15 protein-coding genes are annotated in these 17350 nt (G+C 57.1%); 5 read left to right on the plus strand and 10 right to left on the minus strand.

What is annotated here, in order from left to right; all coding sequences use genetic code 11:
- The 5 genes from arsK to H1Y61_RS21420 are packed head-to-tail and all read right to left on the minus strand — an operon-like array spanning nt 1 to nt 3837.
- On the minus strand, nt 1–1251 hold the full coding sequence (gene arsK, locus H1Y61_RS21400; protein ID WP_180574757.1) for an arsenite efflux MFS transporter ArsK: 1251 nt from the start codon (nt 1249–1251) through the stop codon (nt 1–3).
- Nucleotides 1248–1973, minus strand: a complete 726-nt coding sequence (gene arsH, locus H1Y61_RS21405) for an arsenical resistance protein ArsH (protein ID WP_180574758.1) — start codon at nt 1971–1973, stop codon at nt 1248–1250. The genes arsK and arsH overlap by 4 nt, the downstream gene beginning before the upstream one ends.
- Nucleotides 1948–2370, minus strand: a complete 423-nt coding sequence (gene arsC / locus H1Y61_RS21410; RefSeq protein ID WP_180574759.1) for an arsenate reductase (glutaredoxin) — start codon at nt 2368–2370, stop codon at nt 1948–1950. The genes arsH and arsC overlap by 26 nt, the downstream gene beginning before the upstream one ends.
- A complete protein-coding gene (gene arsB, locus H1Y61_RS21415; protein WP_180574760.1) occupies nt 2367–3461 on the minus strand; it encodes an ACR3 family arsenite efflux transporter in 1095 nt (364 codons plus the stop codon). The genes arsC and arsB overlap by 4 nt, the downstream gene beginning before the upstream one ends.
- A gap of 4 nt (nt 3462–3465) precedes the next feature.
- Nucleotides 3466–3837: an ArsR/SmtB family transcription factor gene (locus H1Y61_RS21420; protein WP_180574761.1), complete on the minus strand. Its 372-nt coding sequence runs from the start codon at nt 3835–3837 to the stop codon at nt 3466–3468.
- Nucleotides 3838–4127: 290 nt separating this feature from the next.
- Between H1Y61_RS21420 and sfnG the strand changes: the two genes are divergently transcribed.
- The 3 genes from sfnG (at nt 4128) to H1Y61_RS21435 (ending at nt 8051) form a co-directional block, all read left to right on the plus strand.
- On the plus strand, nt 4128–5237 hold the full coding sequence (gene sfnG, locus H1Y61_RS21425) for a dimethylsulfone monooxygenase SfnG (RefSeq protein WP_180574762.1): 1110 nt from the start codon (nt 4128–4130) through the stop codon (nt 5235–5237).
- Between the two features lie 43 nt (nt 5238–5280).
- Nucleotides 5281–6519 carry an SfnB family sulfur acquisition oxidoreductase gene (locus H1Y61_RS21430; protein WP_180574763.1) on the plus strand — a complete coding sequence of 413 codons (1239 nt, stop codon included), beginning with the start codon at nt 5281–5283 and terminating at the stop codon, nt 6517–6519.
- A 77-nt stretch (nt 6520–6596) separates the two neighbouring features.
- Nucleotides 6597–8051: an FAD/NAD(P)-binding protein gene (locus tag H1Y61_RS21435; protein ID WP_180574764.1), complete on the plus strand. Its 1455-nt coding sequence runs from the start codon at nt 6597–6599 to the stop codon at nt 8049–8051.
- 48 nt (nt 8052–8099) lie between these two features.
- On the opposite strand, the gene secD is transcribed toward H1Y61_RS21435, so the two are convergent.
- From secD to tssH, 5 genes are all read right to left on the minus strand, one after another.
- Entirely contained in the window at nt 8100–10619 is a 2520-nt protein-coding gene (secD, locus tag H1Y61_RS21440; protein ID WP_180574765.1) for a protein translocase subunit SecD, read from the minus strand.
- Nucleotides 10620–10790: 171 nt separating this feature from the next.
- On the minus strand, nt 10791–11204 hold the full coding sequence (locus H1Y61_RS21445) for a hypothetical protein (RefSeq protein ID WP_180574766.1): 414 nt from the start codon (nt 11202–11204) through the stop codon (nt 10791–10793).
- A gap of 278 nt (nt 11205–11482) precedes the next feature.
- On the minus strand, nt 11483–11989 hold the full coding sequence (locus H1Y61_RS21450; RefSeq protein ID WP_180574767.1) for a hypothetical protein: 507 nt from the start codon (nt 11987–11989) through the stop codon (nt 11483–11485).
- A 176-nt stretch (nt 11990–12165) separates the two neighbouring features.
- Nucleotides 12166–12642, minus strand: a complete 477-nt coding sequence (locus tag H1Y61_RS21455; RefSeq protein ID WP_012654308.1) for an Hcp family type VI secretion system effector — start codon at nt 12640–12642, stop codon at nt 12166–12168.
- Between the two features lie 62 nt (nt 12643–12704).
- Nucleotides 12705–15416 (minus strand): type VI secretion system ATPase TssH, encoded by a 2712-nt coding sequence (tssH, locus tag H1Y61_RS21460; RefSeq protein ID WP_180574768.1) that lies wholly within the window; start codon nt 15414–15416, stop codon nt 12705–12707.
- A 219-nt stretch (nt 15417–15635) separates the two neighbouring features.
- Here tssH and tssA point away from each other — a divergent pair, with 219 nt between their 5' ends.
- Complete coding sequence (gene tssA / locus H1Y61_RS21465; protein WP_180574769.1) at nt 15636–16712, plus strand: type VI secretion system protein TssA; 1077 nt, start codon at nt 15636–15638, stop codon at nt 16710–16712.
- 75 nt (nt 16713–16787) lie between these two features.
- Nucleotides 16788–17303: a type VI secretion system contractile sheath small subunit gene (gene tssB / locus H1Y61_RS21470; protein WP_156553084.1), complete on the plus strand. Its 516-nt coding sequence runs from the start codon at nt 16788–16790 to the stop codon at nt 17301–17303.
- Nucleotides 17304–17350: the final 47 nt, after the last annotated feature.

A 17350-nucleotide genomic window follows, 5' to 3' on the forward strand; every position in this document is an offset into this window, starting at 1 on the left:
CTATGTTGGCATTGTGCGCTGACGCTGGGCCAAATGTGCAATTGCCAGGAAGGCAAGGACCGCAACACCGCCAATGGCGGTGTTGATTGCAAGAGCGAGATCCGTACCCATGTTTTCCATCATCCATGCGAAAGCGAAAGGGGCCGTCGAAGACACGACCAACCGAACGGCGGTGACTTGCCCCTGGCGCCTGCCATAGCCGGCGCTGCCGAACAATGCTAGTGGCAGGGTTCCCTGGACGATGCTGCCAAGGCCGGAGCCCAAGCCGAATAGGATCGCAAAAATCAATGCGCCTGAAAACGACGGCGCCGTCAACAAAAGCACAGCAACCGCCCCCGGCATCAGCAGTGCCGAAACCAGTGCCAATGTCAGTTGAGACAGATCGCGGCCAAACATCATATTGGTGAAGCGACTGAGAACTTGCGATGGGCCAAACAGGGTTCCGACCAGGATAGCGGCGGAGCCAAGGCCAAGCGCCGTCAACAGCGGCACCATATGCACGAGCAAGGCCGCATTCACGAAGCTTTCAAGCGCAAAACCTGTCACCATCAGGAGAAAGGCGATAGGTCGCAACCTGTCGGGCAGCCCGCCTTCCACGATACGATGTTGCATCGCGCTGGGAGCGATAACTGGTGTATAACGCTCACCCACCCGCCGTGCCAGCCACCGATGAAGCGGCAAGCAAACGGCAAGATGCAGAAGGGCGTAAACCAGATAGACTTGCCGCCAGCTGAGATCGGCATGAAGGGCTGAGGTCAATGGCCAGAAAATCGTTGAGGCAAAACCGGCGATCAAAGTCAGATAGGTGATATTGCGTTGCGCACTCTGAGGCCGAAACTGGACAAGAAAGGCAAAAGCCGCGGTATATTGCACCAGGGTCGATGCCATCTCAATGACGATCAGCGCCATTACAAATGTAATCTCGCCCGGCGCAAGCGCGCAAGCGGCCAGGGACAGCGCAGCGATCATTGATCCCACCGTCAGGACCCGACCTGCACCATGATCATCTATGATGCGTCCTACCCAAGGTGCTACCAGTCCGCCTGCCAGCAGAGCAGCGGAAAGAGTTGCAAAAATCCATTCGCTCGACCAGCCAAGATCCGCCGCCATCGCGGGGGCGAGAATACTGAAACTATAATAGAGCGTGCCGTAACCGATGATTTGCGTCAGCCCCAAAGCGATGATCGCAAAGATCTCGCCCCGGTCGGTCGAGAGCAACAAGCGGCTGGGACTGCTCCTATTCAGGCTCATGATGTTGTGTTGCCCGTGAATGTCTCGCGCTTTTCAGCCGCTTCCTTCCGCTCGCTGTAGCGGTCGGTCAGATAGCCAGATGCATCTCGTGTCAGGAGCGTAAACTTCACCAGTTCCTCGCAGACATCAACGACCCGGTCATAATAGGAGGAGGGTTGCATGCGCCCGTCAGCGCCAAACTCCTGGAATGCCTTGGCAACGGAGGATTGGTTGGGAATGGTAATCATCCGCATCCAGCGGCCAAGAATGCGCATCTGGTTGACCGCATTGAAGGACTGCGATCCACCCGAAACCTGCATGACAGCCAGTGTCTTCCCCTGGGTCGGACGCACGGCACCGATGGAAAGCGGAATCCAGTCGATCTGGGATTTCATGATACCGGTCATCGCACCATGGCGTTCAGGGCTGACCCAGACCTGACCTTCCGACCATGCCGACAGATCACGCAATTCCTGGACTTTCGGATGACTGACCGGCTCGGCATCGGGCAAGGGTAAGTCCGTCGGATCGAAGATACGCACTTCGCACCCGAAATGCTCAAGCAGCCGGCCCGCTTCCTGCGCCAATAACCGGCTGTAAGACACAACCCGCAGAGAGCCATACAGGATAAGGATTCGAGGCTTGTGCGTGGAGACCGGAGGCCTCAAGGCTGCCATGTCTGGTTGCTTCAAATGCTGTTCGACAGCTGCTAGCAAATCAGACAAGGCGTTTACCCTCGCCATCCAAAACCTTTTCACCGTCTTCCTTGGTGAACGCTCCATGATGGGTATTGGGCAGGATCTCCAGGACCCGTTCGGAGGGCCGGGTCAGGCGCGTCCCAAGCGGGGTGATCACGAACGGACGATTGATCAGGATCGGGTGTTCCAGCATCGCATCCAGCAATTGCTCGTCGGTGAGATCAGGATTGTCCAGCCCGAGCTGGGCATAGGGCGTACCCTTTTCCCGGATCGCTTCACGCACCGAAAGACCGGCATCGGCAATCATCCTGGCCAGTTCGCCTCGCGTTGGTGGGTTGCTCAGATATTCGATAACCAGCGGTTCGATGCCTGCATTGCGGATCATTGCCAGCGTGTTTCGTGACGTGCCGCAGTCGGGGTTGTGATAGATAGTGGCGTTCATGACCGGACCTTCTCCTGGGTATTTGTTTCATGACTATTGGCTTGGGAAAGACCGGCAGCCTGCACCGCCGTGCCGCGCTCGTACCAGCCCTTGCTGCGATTGACGATCCAGACGACAGACAGCATGACTGGCACTTCGATGAGAACGCCGACGACCGTGGCAAGGGCAGCACCGGAATTGAAGCCGAACAGGCTGATGGCAGCGGCAACTGCCAGTTCGAAGAAATTCGATGCGCCAATCAGGGCTGAAGGACCGGCAATGCAATGTTGCTCACCCGTCATGCGGTTCAGCAGATAGGCGAGGCCCGAATTGAAATAGACCTGGATCAGGATCGGCACGGCCAGCAGGGCGATAATGGTTGGCTGGGCAATGATCTGCTCACCCTGGAACCCGAACAGCAATACCAGCGTGACCAGCAACGCTACAAGCGACATCGGTTGCAGCACCTTCAGCAAACGGTCGAGCAAGGCCGAAGAGCCGGACGAGGTCAGACTGCGCCGCAAAATCTGCGCCGCGATCACTGGAAGGATGATGTAGAGCACCACCGAAAACACCAGGGTATCCCAAGGTACGGTGATGGCAGACAGGCCAAGCAACAGGCCGACGATGGGTGCAAAGGCCACGACCATGATCGCATCGTTCAATGCGACCTGCGAAAGGGTAAAATGAGGCTCGCCCTTTGTCAGGTTCGACCAGACGAAGACCATGGCGGTGCAGGGTGCCGCAGCCAGGATGATCAGTCCGGCAATATAGGAATCGATCTGCACAGCCGGAAGCAAGGGCCGAAACAGGGTGCCGATAAACAGCCAGCCAAGCAGCGCCATAGAAAAGGGTTTGACCGCCCAATTGATGAACAGCGTAACACCGATGCCGCGCCAATGGCGGCCAACCTGCCCAAGCGCTGCGAAATCGATCTTGATCAACATCGGGATGATCATCAACCAGATCAGCACCGCAACCGGGATATTAACCTTGGCGATTTCGGCGGCACCGATGACCTGAAACACACCGGGCATGGCATGTCCAAGCGCTATCCCTGCAAGAATGCAGAGAAAAACCCAGACCGTCAGATAACGTTCGAATGTGGACATCTGTTTATCGCTCCAATGACGTGGCGACCGGTGGCTTCGATCCCGGAGCACAGCAGACGGCAAGCTCGGCAACGGGCACGCAGATGTCAGGATGTCCTGAACAGCAATCCTCCATCAGAAACCGGACAAGTCCGCCCAGGGCGGCATAATTGGCGGTATAAATAATCGACCGTGACTGCCGTTGCGCGCCAATCAATCCGGAATGTTCAAGCTCCTTGAGATGGAAGGAGATATTGGAGGGAGACACGTCGATCTTTTCGGCGAGCGCACCGGCCGCCATGCCATCTGGCCCAGCCACAACAAGCATACGGACGATCAGCAGCCGGGTTTCCTGGGAAAGAGCGGCGAAGGCGGAGAGAGCCTGTTTTTGATCCATATTTCAATATTCCTTGAATAGTTGAATTTATCTATTCAAGATTCCCAACAAATGCAAGAGAGAAAAACCGGGAGCTACACGGCTGCATTGTAAGGCTCCGAAGCAGCAAGACCCGTCTCATCCGCCGGACTTTTTGAGCAAATTATTCCAACTGGCCTCTACCGGACAGCGTATATGACCTTTGATTTATTATCTACTATTTCTATCGTTTATAAATACTGCGCGATGCGGCCAGCGAGATCGCATGCAATGTTGCAGGTCACTTTTGAAACCCAATGGAGGAGACGGATATGCCACACCAGAAAAGAGAGCCGCTGAAATTCGCCTATTGGGTTCCCAATGTCTCCGGCGGATTGGTCATCAGTTCCATCGAACAACGGACCCATTGGGGGATAGAGTATAACCGCAAGCTGGCGCAGATTGCCGAGCAGAGCGGCTTCGATTACGCCCTTAGCCAGATCCGCTTCACCGCCGGTTATGGCGCCGATAACCAGCACGAATCCGTGTCTTTCAGCCACGCCCTACTGGCGGCGACGGAAAAGCTGCGGGTCATCGCCGCCGTGCTTCCCGGCCCCTGGCACCCGGCCCTGCTTGCCAAGCAGATCGCCACAATCAGCCACCTCACCAACGGGCGCGTCGATGTGAACATTGTCTCCGGCTGGTTCCGGGGTGAATTTACGTCGATTGGCGAACCATGGCTGGACCATGACGAACGGTACCGTCGCTCAGAAGAATTCATCCGGGCCATTCGCGGCATCTGGACCGAGGACAGCTATAATCTGCGCGGCGATTTCTATCGCTTCAACGACTATTCCATGAAACCGAAGCCGGAAGGCGGCGTTCCACAGGTCTTCCAGGGCGGCTCCTCACGCGCTGCGCGAGACATGGCGGCCCGCGTGTCGGATTGGTATTTCACCAACGGCAACACGCCGGAAGGCCTGCAATCCCAGGTCGATGACATCCGCGCCAAGGAAAAACTATTCGGCAAAACCTGGCGCACCAGGATTGGCATGAATGCCTTCGGCATTGTCCGCGACACCGAGCAGGAAGCTCAGGACACCCTGAAGGAAATCATCGACAAGGCCATTCCAGATGCCGTCAATGGCTTCAAGCATGAAGTTCAGAATGCCGGCAATGCCTCGCCGGAGCGCGAAGGCAATTGGGCAAAATCCACCTTCCAGGATCTGGTCCAATATAACGATGGCTTCAAATCCAACCTGATCGGCACGCCGCAACAGGTCGCAGAACGCATCATCGAGCATAAACGCGCCGGTGCGGACCTGATTCTGATGGGCTTCCTGCATTTCCAGGAAGAGGTGGAGTTTTTTGGCAAAAAGGTCATTCCGTTGGTGCGCGAACTGGAAGCGCGGGAAGACGGCGCACTGCAAGCTGCCGAATAACCGATCACCACACGCACTTGCCCGTTAACCCAGGGAGATTTTCATGAATATCATTGCCAAGCCGGAAACATCAGGAATACCCGCCATTCCGCGCCCCATTGAGCCCGCGCATGTGATCAGAAGCGATGCGGAAGCCATCGAGATCGCCCATCGCCTCGCAGCAGATTTTGCCAAGGATGCGGCGATCCGGGACCGGGACAGAATTTGGCCGGTTGCGGAACTCGACGCTTTTTCCCAAAGCGGCCTCTGGTCGATCAATGTCCCAAAGGAATTTGGTGGCCCCGAGCTTTCTTATGCCACGCTGGCGAAGGTCGTCGAAATCATTTCGCAGGCCGATTCCTCCATCGGACAGGTGGCGCAGAACCATCTGGGCGTCGTGGCGGCAATTCGCACCGTGTCCGACAAAGCCCAACAGCAATTGATCTTCGGGGAAGTGCTGAAAGGCTTGCGGCTGGGCAATGCCTTTTCGGAATTCGGCTCGAAACGGGCCGCCGATTTCGAAACGAAATTTACCGATCACGGTGATCATGTCATCGTTAACGGCAAGAAATTCTACTCCTCCGGCGCATTGCTTGCCCATAAGGTGCCAATCGTCGCGCTCGATGAGGAGGGCCGCGCCTGGTACGCCATCGCCGACCGCGATGCACCGGGCCTGACGGTTATCGACGACTGGTCCAGTTTCGGCCAGCGCACCACGCTATCAGGCACGGTCATTCTGGAGAATGTCAAGGTGGACAAGGCCTGGCTGGTTCCAGGCTACAAGGGCTATGAGGTGCCGACTGCCGACGGCGCAATTTTCCAGATCATTCAGGTTGCCGTCGATACCGGCATCGCCCAGGCGGCAATTGTCGAAACTATCGATTTCGTCCGCACAAAATCCCGCCCCTGGGTGGATTCCGGACTGGATCGCGCCAGCGACGACCCGTATACGATCCAGGCTGTTGGCAGCCTGTCGCTGCGCCTGCATGCGGCCCAGGCATTGCTTGAAAAAGCCGGCAGAGCCATCGACGTCGCTGTTACCAATCCCAATGCCGACACCGTCGCCCAAGCGCAAATCATCACCGCCGAGGCGAAAATTCTTTCAACCGAGATTGCTATTGAGGCGACCAATAAATTGTTCGAACTCGCAGGCACGAGATCGACTTTGGCCGAGCACAATCTGGACCGTCATTGGCGCAATGCCCGAACCCATACGCTGCATGACCCGGTGCGCTGGAAATATTCCATTCTCGGCAAATATTACCTGAATGGCGAGAAACCACCACTGCATGCCTGGAGTTGATAAAAGCATCGCACCGTTTCCGGTTTTCTGCGCGATGAAGTAGCCTGATGCCGATGAAATCTCGTGGAGAAACTTCCATGCCTGCCGCCAACCTGCCTCAGGCCAAAAAGTCGCCAATAATCGCCATCATTGGAGGCGGTTTTACAGGTGCGGCCGTCGCCTGGAATCTGGCCCGCAAGATACAGCCCGGCCGTGTTCGCATCGTCATTTACGAACCGCGTGCCAGACTTGGCGGCGGACTTGCCTACGACACGGCCGATCCGGCTCATCGCATCAATGTCCCCGCAGACCGGATGAGCCTCGACCCGGACGAGCCTCTCGACTTTCTCGATTGGGTCGGCAAGCACCGTCTGGATGAGGACGACAGGCAAGCGGCTTTGGACGATGGCAGGCTATTTCCGCGCCGTCGCGATTTCGGTGCTTATATCGCCTCGAAGCTGGTGCCTTATCTGGCCAATGGCCGGATAGAGCATGTCAAATCCGATGTCGTTGCGCTGGACCCGTCCACCCGAGGCTGGCGCTTGACACAAGCGGATGGAACAACACTGGAGGCAGATGATGTGGTGATTGCCACCAGTCATCCCTCCCCCAGGCCACCAAAGGCGCTTGCCGCCGTTCTGGAAGGACACCCACGCTTCATCCCCGATGCGACCGTGTCGGATGCGCTCAACGCCATTCGCCAGGAAGACAATGTATTGATTGTAGGCAACGGCCTGACGGGTGCCGATATCGCTGCGTCCTTGCTGGCGCGAAATCATCAAGGGCCGATCACCAGCATTTCAAGGCGCGGCCTGCGTTCCAGAGGCCATGCCGGGACGGTACAGGAGCCCTATGGGGACTTTATCGACCCGCCCAGTCGGTCGATCCGGCAGCTGACCCGCCGCATCCGTGAACAGATCAACCATGCCTCAGCGGAAGGCATCAGCTGGCATGCCGTGCTGGATGCGGTCCGCGCCCAAGCGCAGGAGATCTGGGGTGGATTGCCGCTCGATGAAAGGCGGCGCCTGGTGCGCCACCTACGCCCGTTTTGGGATGTGCATCGGTTCCGCATCGCCCCGCAAATCGAGGGGTCCATCAACCAGGCGATCAGCAGGGGCCAGATGGAGATACTGGCAGCGTCGGTACAAACGGTATCCTATGATGGCTCGAAAATTCGTGTCTCTCTACGTCTAGCGCGCAGTACCGAAAAGGTGTCGCGTGTTGTCGATGCCGTAGTCATTGCCACCGGTCCGGCGCATGGTGCCATCATCGATAACCAGCCTTATCTCCGCAACCTTGCGCTTAAGGGCTTGATCGGCCTCGACCCCACCGGTCTTGGGCTGCATTGCGACCGGCAATCGCGCCTTCTCGACCAGCATGGCGTGGTAATGCCGGGCCTGCTGGTCGCCGGACCGCTTGCCCGTGGTACCTTTGGGGAATTAATGGGTCTGCCCCAGGTTGCGCATCATGCCCGCGACATTGCCGATCAACTGTATGCGCGGCTTGAGGAAGCGCGTCACGATGCGACAGCAACTGCCGAAGACGCAGCATAAGCTGGAAAACCCGGCTGCCTTCCGAGGATGGCAGCCGGGACCTGTTGATCAAGCCTCGACGGAACCGGCTGGCTTTTCCGGAACTGCTGCCCGCTTGCGACGCCAATCCCCAAGAAACAGCAGGATCGGTGCGGCAATAAACACAGACGATGAGGCCGCAATGGCAATGCCGAAAATCATTGGCACGGCAAAGCTCTCAACCGCGCTACCGCCCCAGATGGCCATGGGCAGCAGAGACAGAAAGGCGGTGGCCGATGTGTAAAGGCTGCGGGCCAGCGTTTCATTGATCGACAGATCGATCAGTTCGCGCAGCGGCATCGTCTTGTAAAGCCGCATATTTTCGCGCATCCGGTCATAGACGACAACCTTGTCGTTGACGGAATAACCGACCAGGGTCAGCAGCGCCGCGATGGCCGTCAGGTTGAAATCAAGCCCGGTGAGCGCGAAGAAGCCAATCGTCTTGGTGACGTCGAGAACGAGTGTCGCGATAGCGCCAACCGCGAAAGGCCATTCGAACCGCGCCCAAATATAGGCGAGCATCGCCAGGCTGGCGAGGACGACCGAAAGGATACCCGCCGTCGCCAATTCCCCCGAGACTTTCGGGCCGACAACTTCTGTGCGCTCTACCGACGCCGTTGCATCGATAACCTTTACCTCGGTTCTCAGCCGCTCCACCGCCGCAGTCTGCGCCTCTTCCCCGCCCGGTTGCCGCTCGACGCGTACCAGCAGATGACGAGCATCGCCGAATTCCTGAAGCGTGACATCGCCCAGCCCAAGCCCGTCCAGCCCCGAGCGGAAGGCCGCGAGATCGGCGCGGTCCTGGGTCACCACTTCAAGCTGGATACCACCACGAAAATCGACGCCGTAATTCAAGCCCGGCGTGAAGAACAGGATGAGAGAGGCAATCGACAGAAAGGCAGAAATACCGATACCAAGGAAACGCGCCTTCATGAAGCGAATGCGTGTTCCGTCAGGGATGAGCTGGACAGGCAGCAGCGGCTTGATATCGAGACGCTTCAGCTTGTACCGCCGGACAATGGCAAGCATGACGACACGCACCACCGAAACCGCTGTAAACATCGATATGGCAATGCCCAGACCCATGGTGATCGCAAAACCGCGAACCGGGCCAGAGCCGAACCAGAACAGCAGCAGAGTGGCAATCAGTGCCGTTACATTACTATCGATAATGGTAGAATAGGCCCGGCGGAAACCGGCATCCAGCGCCGCCATGGCACCACGACCCTTGCGGGTTTCTTCTCGAATCCGCTCGTTAATCAGGACGTTGGCGTCAACCGCAAGGCCAATGCCGAGCACGATGCCGGCGATACCCGGCAGGGTCAGCGTCGCGCCAATCAGCGACAAGCAGGCGAAGGTCAGGATAACGTTGAGACCGAGTGCCAGATTGGCGATAATTCCCCAGCCACCGTAGAGCACGATCATGAAGCCGACGACTAGGGCAAAGCCGATCAGCCCGGTATAGACGCCCATCTTGATCGCGTCCGCGCCAAGGTCAGCGCCAACCGTCCGCTCTTCAATGACCGTCAACTTGACGGGCAGCGCCCCGGCGCGCAGCAAGGCCGCAAGGTCCGTTGCGCTTTCAACCGTGAAATTCCCGGAAATCTGGCCGGAACCACCGGTAATCGGCTCACGGATGACAGGGGCCGACAGAACCTTGTCATCCAGCACAATGGCAAAAGGCTTGCCGACATTGGTACGGGTGATTTCGGCAAAACGCGCCGCACCTGCCGTATCGAAGCGGAAACTGACCAGCGGCTCATTGGTGTTCGGATCGAAGCCGACGCGGGCATCGGTCAGGCGGTCGCCTGCCAGTTCCACCCGGTCATCAACCGGATAGGTGCGGCCCTCATCGTCCTTCAGCATCGTGACGCCGCGTGGTACAGCTGTACCATCCGTGGCGCTTTCCGACAGCATGTGAAAGCTCATCTTGGCGGTGGAGCCAAGAAGTTCACGAATGCGCGCCGGGTCCTGCGTACCCGGAAGCTGCACAAGAATACGATCGCCACCGATGCGCTGGATCGTCGGTTCGGCAACGCCAACCTGGTCGATACGCTGGCGAATGATTTCCAGGCTCTGTTCAACCCCGGCATTGGCCCGGTCGGTAATTCCGGCCTCGGCAAGTGTAATGGATATGGTGGCGCCCTCACCCGTAAACGCCAGATCAGGCGCGCCCGTCAGGCCGACCGGATGGGCAAGCTTACCCAAGGCGGTCAATGCTGCGGCTCTTTGCTCCGCCGATTGAAGGGTCACGACCAGCGAGGAGCCGCTCTTGCGCACTGTCGCCGCATCGACACCATCATCGCGCAGCGCCCGACGCGAATCCTGAATCAGGCTTTGCAGTCTTTCCTGCACCAGATCGGCGCTATCAACCTCAAGCACCAGATGAGAGCCGCCGCGCAGGTCAAGGCCAAGTGCGACCTTGTCCTTCGGGAACCAGGAGGGAAAGCTATTGAGAGTGTTTGTCGAGAGAATATTCGGCAGTGCCGTTAGAATGCCAAAGGCGATGATGACCACATAGGTGGCCACAAGCCAGGGAGAGGTTTTCATAGAACAGTATCCATGCCTGCGCCGCTGCTTGCCGAGGCGTATTCACATGCCAAACGCCGAAAAAAGGCTTTAGGCTTTTATGAAACACCTGATGTCTACGGCATAGTCCTGATCACAGGGATTGCACGGCAGACGGTCGGCGCGCGGTCGCGCGTTGATCGAAAAACGGGATTAGGCAGACAAGGATGGCGGCGCCCTGGCCAGGTTAGCCCGCGAAATCCGCCCGGAAACCAACGGCGAATAACGCTCGACACGCTGGACAGAAGACCGCCCGACAAGCAGGAAATGCTCAGCCCCCAAGCTCAGTACAGCCACAGGCGGCGGCACTGGAACTCGTGGATCGGGCCGGGACGCAAGTGCAACAGCCCGGCTGCCATTTTCCCGTGCCGCCAGATGCTGTGTCTGCTGGGGCGCATGTAAAAGTGCAGACCCGTGCGCGCCAAGCGACGCGGGCAAAGGTGACGCAAAGAAAAACCCGAGATAGGCAACCGCAAGGGCGATAATGGCAACGAGAACACCAGGTCTCAGATCTTTTGAAAAAATCTGTTCCTCGTCCCTCGACATTATATTTTGGTTAATTGCCATGGCCGTGATTACCAGAGCATCAACACGCTGTCGAGCCTCGCGAGGTTTGGAGAGGAATCGCAACTGCCATCCGGCTGGGTCAAACGACAGTTCACCGCGATGCGTGCTCGATTTCGTAATGAATCATCACGCCGATGACATGGCTGCGGACAACAGACGAATATCTGTTCTTCGCATTTCTCACAGCAGCCCCACAGTCTAACACCACGGCGCGAAAATGCTGACGCATCCTCGCCTTGAAAGCATTCGGTGCAAACGAGATGCGAGACCTCAAAATGTCAGAGGCGCTCGCCCACCAGGTAGGCATAGCGGAACTTGATCGAATTATTGGGACGTTGCGCATCGATCTTTGGGCCATACATCAGCTCTGGCGTCAGTATCCGCCCCGCGTCAGAAACCTTTGGCACGGTACCAAGCAGATAAATATCGCGGCTAAGATAGGTTCGGGTCTCATTGGCGTCCGATTCCATGTAGTTCACTTGAACGACAAAGGCGCCATCGCCGGTTTCCAAAAGTTTTGCGAGGATTTTGGTTTCGTTGTTTTCCAGCCACTTCTTTGCCCAATGGGTCAAGGCATAGCTGTTTAGAGCCTCCGATCCCATGCGCAGCGCAGATGCAGCAGCGCCTCCAACGGCGTTGCGAGAGGCAACCTCGCGCGGGCCGGGTGCATAGGTAATATAATCCAGTGACGGACCTCGTCCCATACGGCTCATGGGCTGGGAAACATCATTGCTGTTAAACGGCTTCATCTTCAAACCTGATGAAGATACATCGAAATCAGGCATAGCCTTCTCCTTGGATCACGATAGACTTGCTTGACACCGAAGGCCGAAGTTGCTCACGCACCCTCACCTTGAAGACGCTATCAGGGAACATTCGCTCAAACGGCGCATCCGAAATATCGGCATCACGACAAATACGGCACCGCCCGAAGGCGGTGCCGCTGCAGGAGAAAGGCGGATTACGCAGCCTTTGTAGTCGAAAGATCGTAAGATGCGATCATCGGCGACTTCGGGTTGTTCTGGTCGTCGTAAGGCGTATACTTCACTTCGATCTTGGTGAAGTTCAGCTTAATGGTTTCGACCGGACGATCACCACTGGAATCGACGGAATAATTGGCGATCAGCGTGTTGGTGAGCGTGTATTCGATATAGGTATTGCCGGGATTGCCGGTAGTGACCATGTGGATCACCGCTTGCTTGCCAGTGCGGCCAGCGCAGGCTTCCTGGAACAATTTCGTGGAAGAGGAATCGCTGACCTTGGTCAGGATAACTTCGGAAATTGCGGGTTCAGAGGCTTCACGGTTGGCAGTCGAGCCAGCCGTGGTGTTCATGGCGCGGCTAACGTTCCAGTGAATAGCCTCGATGTCCATCCAGTTGCGGTGCTCTTCGTGGGTCGCATCACCCTGGATACCATCGACCTTCAGATAAATCGGCATATAAATTCTCCTATATAAATTGAAATCACCTCGTTCACGGCGAGGTATGGTTCACCTTTCACTCACTGCCGCATGCGTCTGGATACCCCTTCCGACGCGGCATCCTTATCCATCGATAGACCAGAGGCATCGACGAATTCCTCGTTTCCCCCAGCGGCCCCGGCGCGAACGCCGAACCCTTTTTCATCATGGGTTACCTGCGCTTCGGCAACCTTTCCGCCGGATGCGACCAGCTCAAGGAAAAAGCTGGAAAGCGGCGGCAACAGATCCCGGCCAATCATGATTTCGATGGCACGAGCTCCGATCTCACTTGCAACGGCGCGTCCGACCAGCGCATTGCGGGCCTCTTCGGACAGAACAAGATCTGTGCCATAGGCCGAAGAAATCCGTTCCCGAATGCGGTCGATCTGAATATCGACGATCCGCGACAGGGCATCCTTGCCCAGCGGCATGAACGGCAACAGCAGCGTGCGCCCAAGGAAGGCCGGCTTGAACTGCTTTTGCAGTTCCGGCATCAACAATGCTTCCAACGCCTCACCTTCGGGCATGGTGTCTGGATCAAGGGCCAAGGAGGCCAGCAATTCCGAGCCGGTATTGGCCGTCATGAAAATCGTGGTATTGCGGAAGTCAACATCGCGGCCTTCGCCATCGCGCAACATTCCCTTGTCGAAGACCTGATAGAAAATATCCTGAACGCCGGGATGCGCCTTGTCGATTTCGTCCAGCAACAGCACGCCATAGGGCCGACGCCGCACGGCTTCGGTCAGCACTCCGCCTTCGCCATAGCCGACATAGCCCGGAGGGGCGCCAAGCAGCATGGATACTTTATGCTCTTCCTTGAACTCCGACATGTTGATCGTCGTCAGATGCTGGCTACCACCATACATCAGGTCGGCCAGGGTCAGCGCGGTTTCAGTTTTACCGGTTCCCGACATGCCGACCAGCATGAACACGGCAGGCGGACGTCGCGGATCGGAAAGCCCGGCGCGTGCGGCGCGCATGGCATCGCCAATCCTTTCCAGCGCGGCATCCTGGCCGATCACCTTTTCCTTCAACCTCATATCGAGGCTTTTTGCGCTTTCAATCTGGTCGGCCAGCAGTTTGCCCAGAGGAATGCCGGTCCACCGCGCCAGGACGGCGGCAACAACATTGCGATCGACCTCATGTGGCACAAGCTTTTCCTCCCCAGCGGAAGTCGGCGCCAAGGACGCCGCGCGGCGGGTAAGCCCCCGTGTCCGCAGAGGAGTGATCAATGGGGTGACGTTCACATCAGGCGTATCCTTGGAAGCCGTCGTACCACTGACTACAGTTGACGCTTCATCCCTCGCTGCCAGCGTTGCAATTTCAGCATCATAGCGAGCTTGGAGGCTATCGATTTCCTTAGCCAGACGCTCCATTTCAGTGGTCACGGCCTGGCGGCGCTCCTGCACATCCGTATTTTCCGGCTCACGGGCAAGCCAGTCGGTCTCTACCGTGAGATGCGCAAGCTCGCTTTTAAGAAGCAGCAACTGTTCCGGCACCGTCTGGCGCGCCAGCGAAACCGTGGCTGCGGCGGTATCGATCAGGCTGACCGCCTTATCAGGCAATTGGCGAGCGGGCAGGAAGCGCGCAGAAAGTTGCACGGCAGCAACGATAGCCTCGTCACGGATCTTCACCCCATGATGGGCCATGAAGGTCTCAGCTATTCCGCGTAACATTCGGATCGCGGTTTCCTCGTCCGGCTCACGCACATGCACAGGCTGGAAGCGTCTGGTCAGTGCGGCATCTTTTTCGAAATACTTCTTGTACTCGCTCCAGGTCGTGGCAGCGATGGTCCGCACTTCGCCCCGTGCTAGCGCGGGCTTGAAAATATTGGCGGCATCGCCCTGCCCGCTTGCCCCACCGGCACCGATCAGACCATGCGCTTCATCGATAAACAGGATGATAGGCTCCGGCGAACGTTTCACCGCTTCGATAACGCCGGTCAATCGCCGTTCGAACTCACCCTTCACGCCAGCGCCTGCCTGCAACAGAGTCAGATCGAGCATCAGCAGCCGTACGGATTGCAATTTTTCCGGCACGCGTCCAGCGGCAATCTCCAGCGCCAGCGCTTCGGCCACCGCTGTCTTGCCAACACCCGCTTCACCGACCAGGATCGGGTTATTCTGTCGCCGGCGCAACAAGATGTCGATCATCTGGCGAAGTTCGCCATCACGGCCGACGACCGGATCAAGCCGGCCCGCACGCGCATCCTCGGTAAGGTCATGAGTGTAAAGCCGCAGGAACTCGTCTTCCCGGGCGGAGGCAGGAGACAGCGAAGACTTTGGCGTCTCGGCGACAACGTCTGTCTGCAAAAGCGTTTCGAGTGCCGTTCGGTCCAGCATCCTCAGCGACGGGAAACGACCACGGGTCAAGGCCCGAAGCGACGGCTCATCGTCCATGGCCGCAAATATATCGGCAAGCGTAATCGCACGTCTTCCAGACTGGAGCGAAGCACAAATCCAGGCTTCACGACCCAAAGTCAGAATATTCTGGGATAAAGCGAGCTGACCGGACCCGGACACCACGGTGTCATCGAGCGCATCGCTCACTTCGCGGCGAAGCGCTGCAATGGGCAAGCCCAATTGCTCCAACACAGGTTGAAACGACGCCGCGTCCATGACGGCGGCAAGCAGATGAGCAATATCAACTTGTCCGTGTCCGCGCCCGGCTGCTGTGGATGCAGCCGTCTCAAGCGCGACACGCAAATTAGGCTCAAGCGATTCGATCAATCGATTGAGGTCAATATGCGACATGCAAAAAGCCTCCCCAGCAACGACCTTACCTTCGTTGGAATGAACAACTAAGGCGATTACCCCAACCTGTCCAGAGCGCGAGATAAATTTTTTAAGATATGCAAAGTCAGGCATCACCCCCGACATCAAACAAATGACCTCAGGTTGACAAAAATATAACTGCGCCCCACATTAACAAGTAGCATATATTAGTTAATTCAAAATGGGGCTAGTCTATCGTTGATCGACAATGAATTGGCTACAGCATTAGTAGAAAACGGACCTTGCGGAATAAATATTCGCGTGGATGCTAATTATCGTGAGGTATACTACAGAATTAAGGACGCAAGAAACCAAGCAAGGACGGAAGAAAGATCTACGACACCTGGAGAGGTTATCAAAGTTTCCCAAAGCTGGAACCTAGTGAGCAATCTTGGATTGCAAATTACTTCTTCCGTCAGCAAAGATCTCGAAGTATTGGCTTGGCTTGCAGAATCCCGTTTGCGACTTGAGGGGTTTCCCGGCCTGAGTGAAGTTTATGAAGCGACGGCGTCGCTTATAGAACGACATAGCGACGAGCTTCATTCGATTGATGATGACGATATCGAGGAAAAGCTGGCACCCTTTGCCGGATTGAACGGTTTTGGTGCCGAGGGAACATTGATTCAGCCCTTACGCCTGTCTTCACTTTTGCCGCTTGGGAAATTCGGTGAATTCACGCTTTGGGATTATCAACTTGCCCAGCGCAGTGATGAAACGGGTTTGCGCGATAGCCTGCATCAGGCCGCAGCCGAGGCCGGAATAGCTGCTCTCTCCGCTCATCTGGCCGAGGTCAACACATGCCTCGCCGCCTTCAATAGCTTCAATGCGCTCGTTACCCAGCGCTACGGACAGTTTGCCCCACCGGCATCCAATATCCGCAACGTGCTTGAGGAAATCATTGCTGCAATTCGCAGTCTTGGCGGGCGCGACGACGCGACATTGCCTGCCAATCAGAATGCCACCCCTTCAGGTGAAGATGGACAGACGACCCAAAAGAATGCTGCGGCCGGCGCAATCCAGCCCGCTGCCCGCTCAGCCGAGGGCCCTGAAGGCATTGCTTCGCGTGAAGACGCCTTCGACCTCCTGATGAATGTCGCCCGCTATTTCCGCCGCACGGAACCGCATTCGCCGATTTCGCTGTCGATTGAAACCCTGGTGCGGCGCGGACGTATGGATTTTTCCGAATTGCTGACGGAGTTGCTGCCGGAAGTACAGACCAGAAATGCCATTCTCATTGCTGCCGGCATCAAACCGGCCAAAGAGAGCGGAAACTAACACGCATCGGCGGAAGCTTCGGCATCCGCCTACCGGATTTTTTGATGCCCAGGGGGCACGCAAGGAGGGTCAGTGATGGCAAGTGTGCATGAAAAGCTAGAGCGGGTTCGCAAGCCCAGGGTCCACATCAAATACGAGGTGGAAACCGAAGGTGCGATGGTGATCAAGGAACTGCCTTTCGTGGTGGGTGTGCTCGGCGATTTCTCCGGTAACCCGACCCAGCCGCTGAAGCCGTTCAACGAGCGGAAATTCGTCCAGATCGACCGGGACAATTTCGACGATGTGATGCGCCGCATGACGCCCGGCCTGAATATCCAGGTGAAGAATACCATTGACAATGACGGCACCGACATCGGCGTCAATCTGAAGTTCGAAAGCATGGACGATTTCTTGCCGGGATCTGTGGTGCAGCAGGTGCCAGCGCTGAAAGCGCTTCTGGATGCCCGCAATGAGTTGCGCGACCTGCTCAGCAAGGCGGACCGTTCCGAAGACCTCGAACGGCTTCTCGAAGACATTCTGCAAAACCGTGGTGATCTTTCAAAACTCGTCGCCGAGCTGAAAGACAGGCCCGACAGCAACGGCCAGGGCTGATACCAGCCGGTCCAACCGAAAACTCTTTGACTGGCGGCCCTTATGTG

Origin of the sequence: Agrobacterium vitis (genome assembly GCF_013426735.1) — a bacterium.
Classification (GTDB): Bacteria; Pseudomonadota; Alphaproteobacteria; order Rhizobiales; family Rhizobiaceae; genus Allorhizobium; species Allorhizobium vitis_D.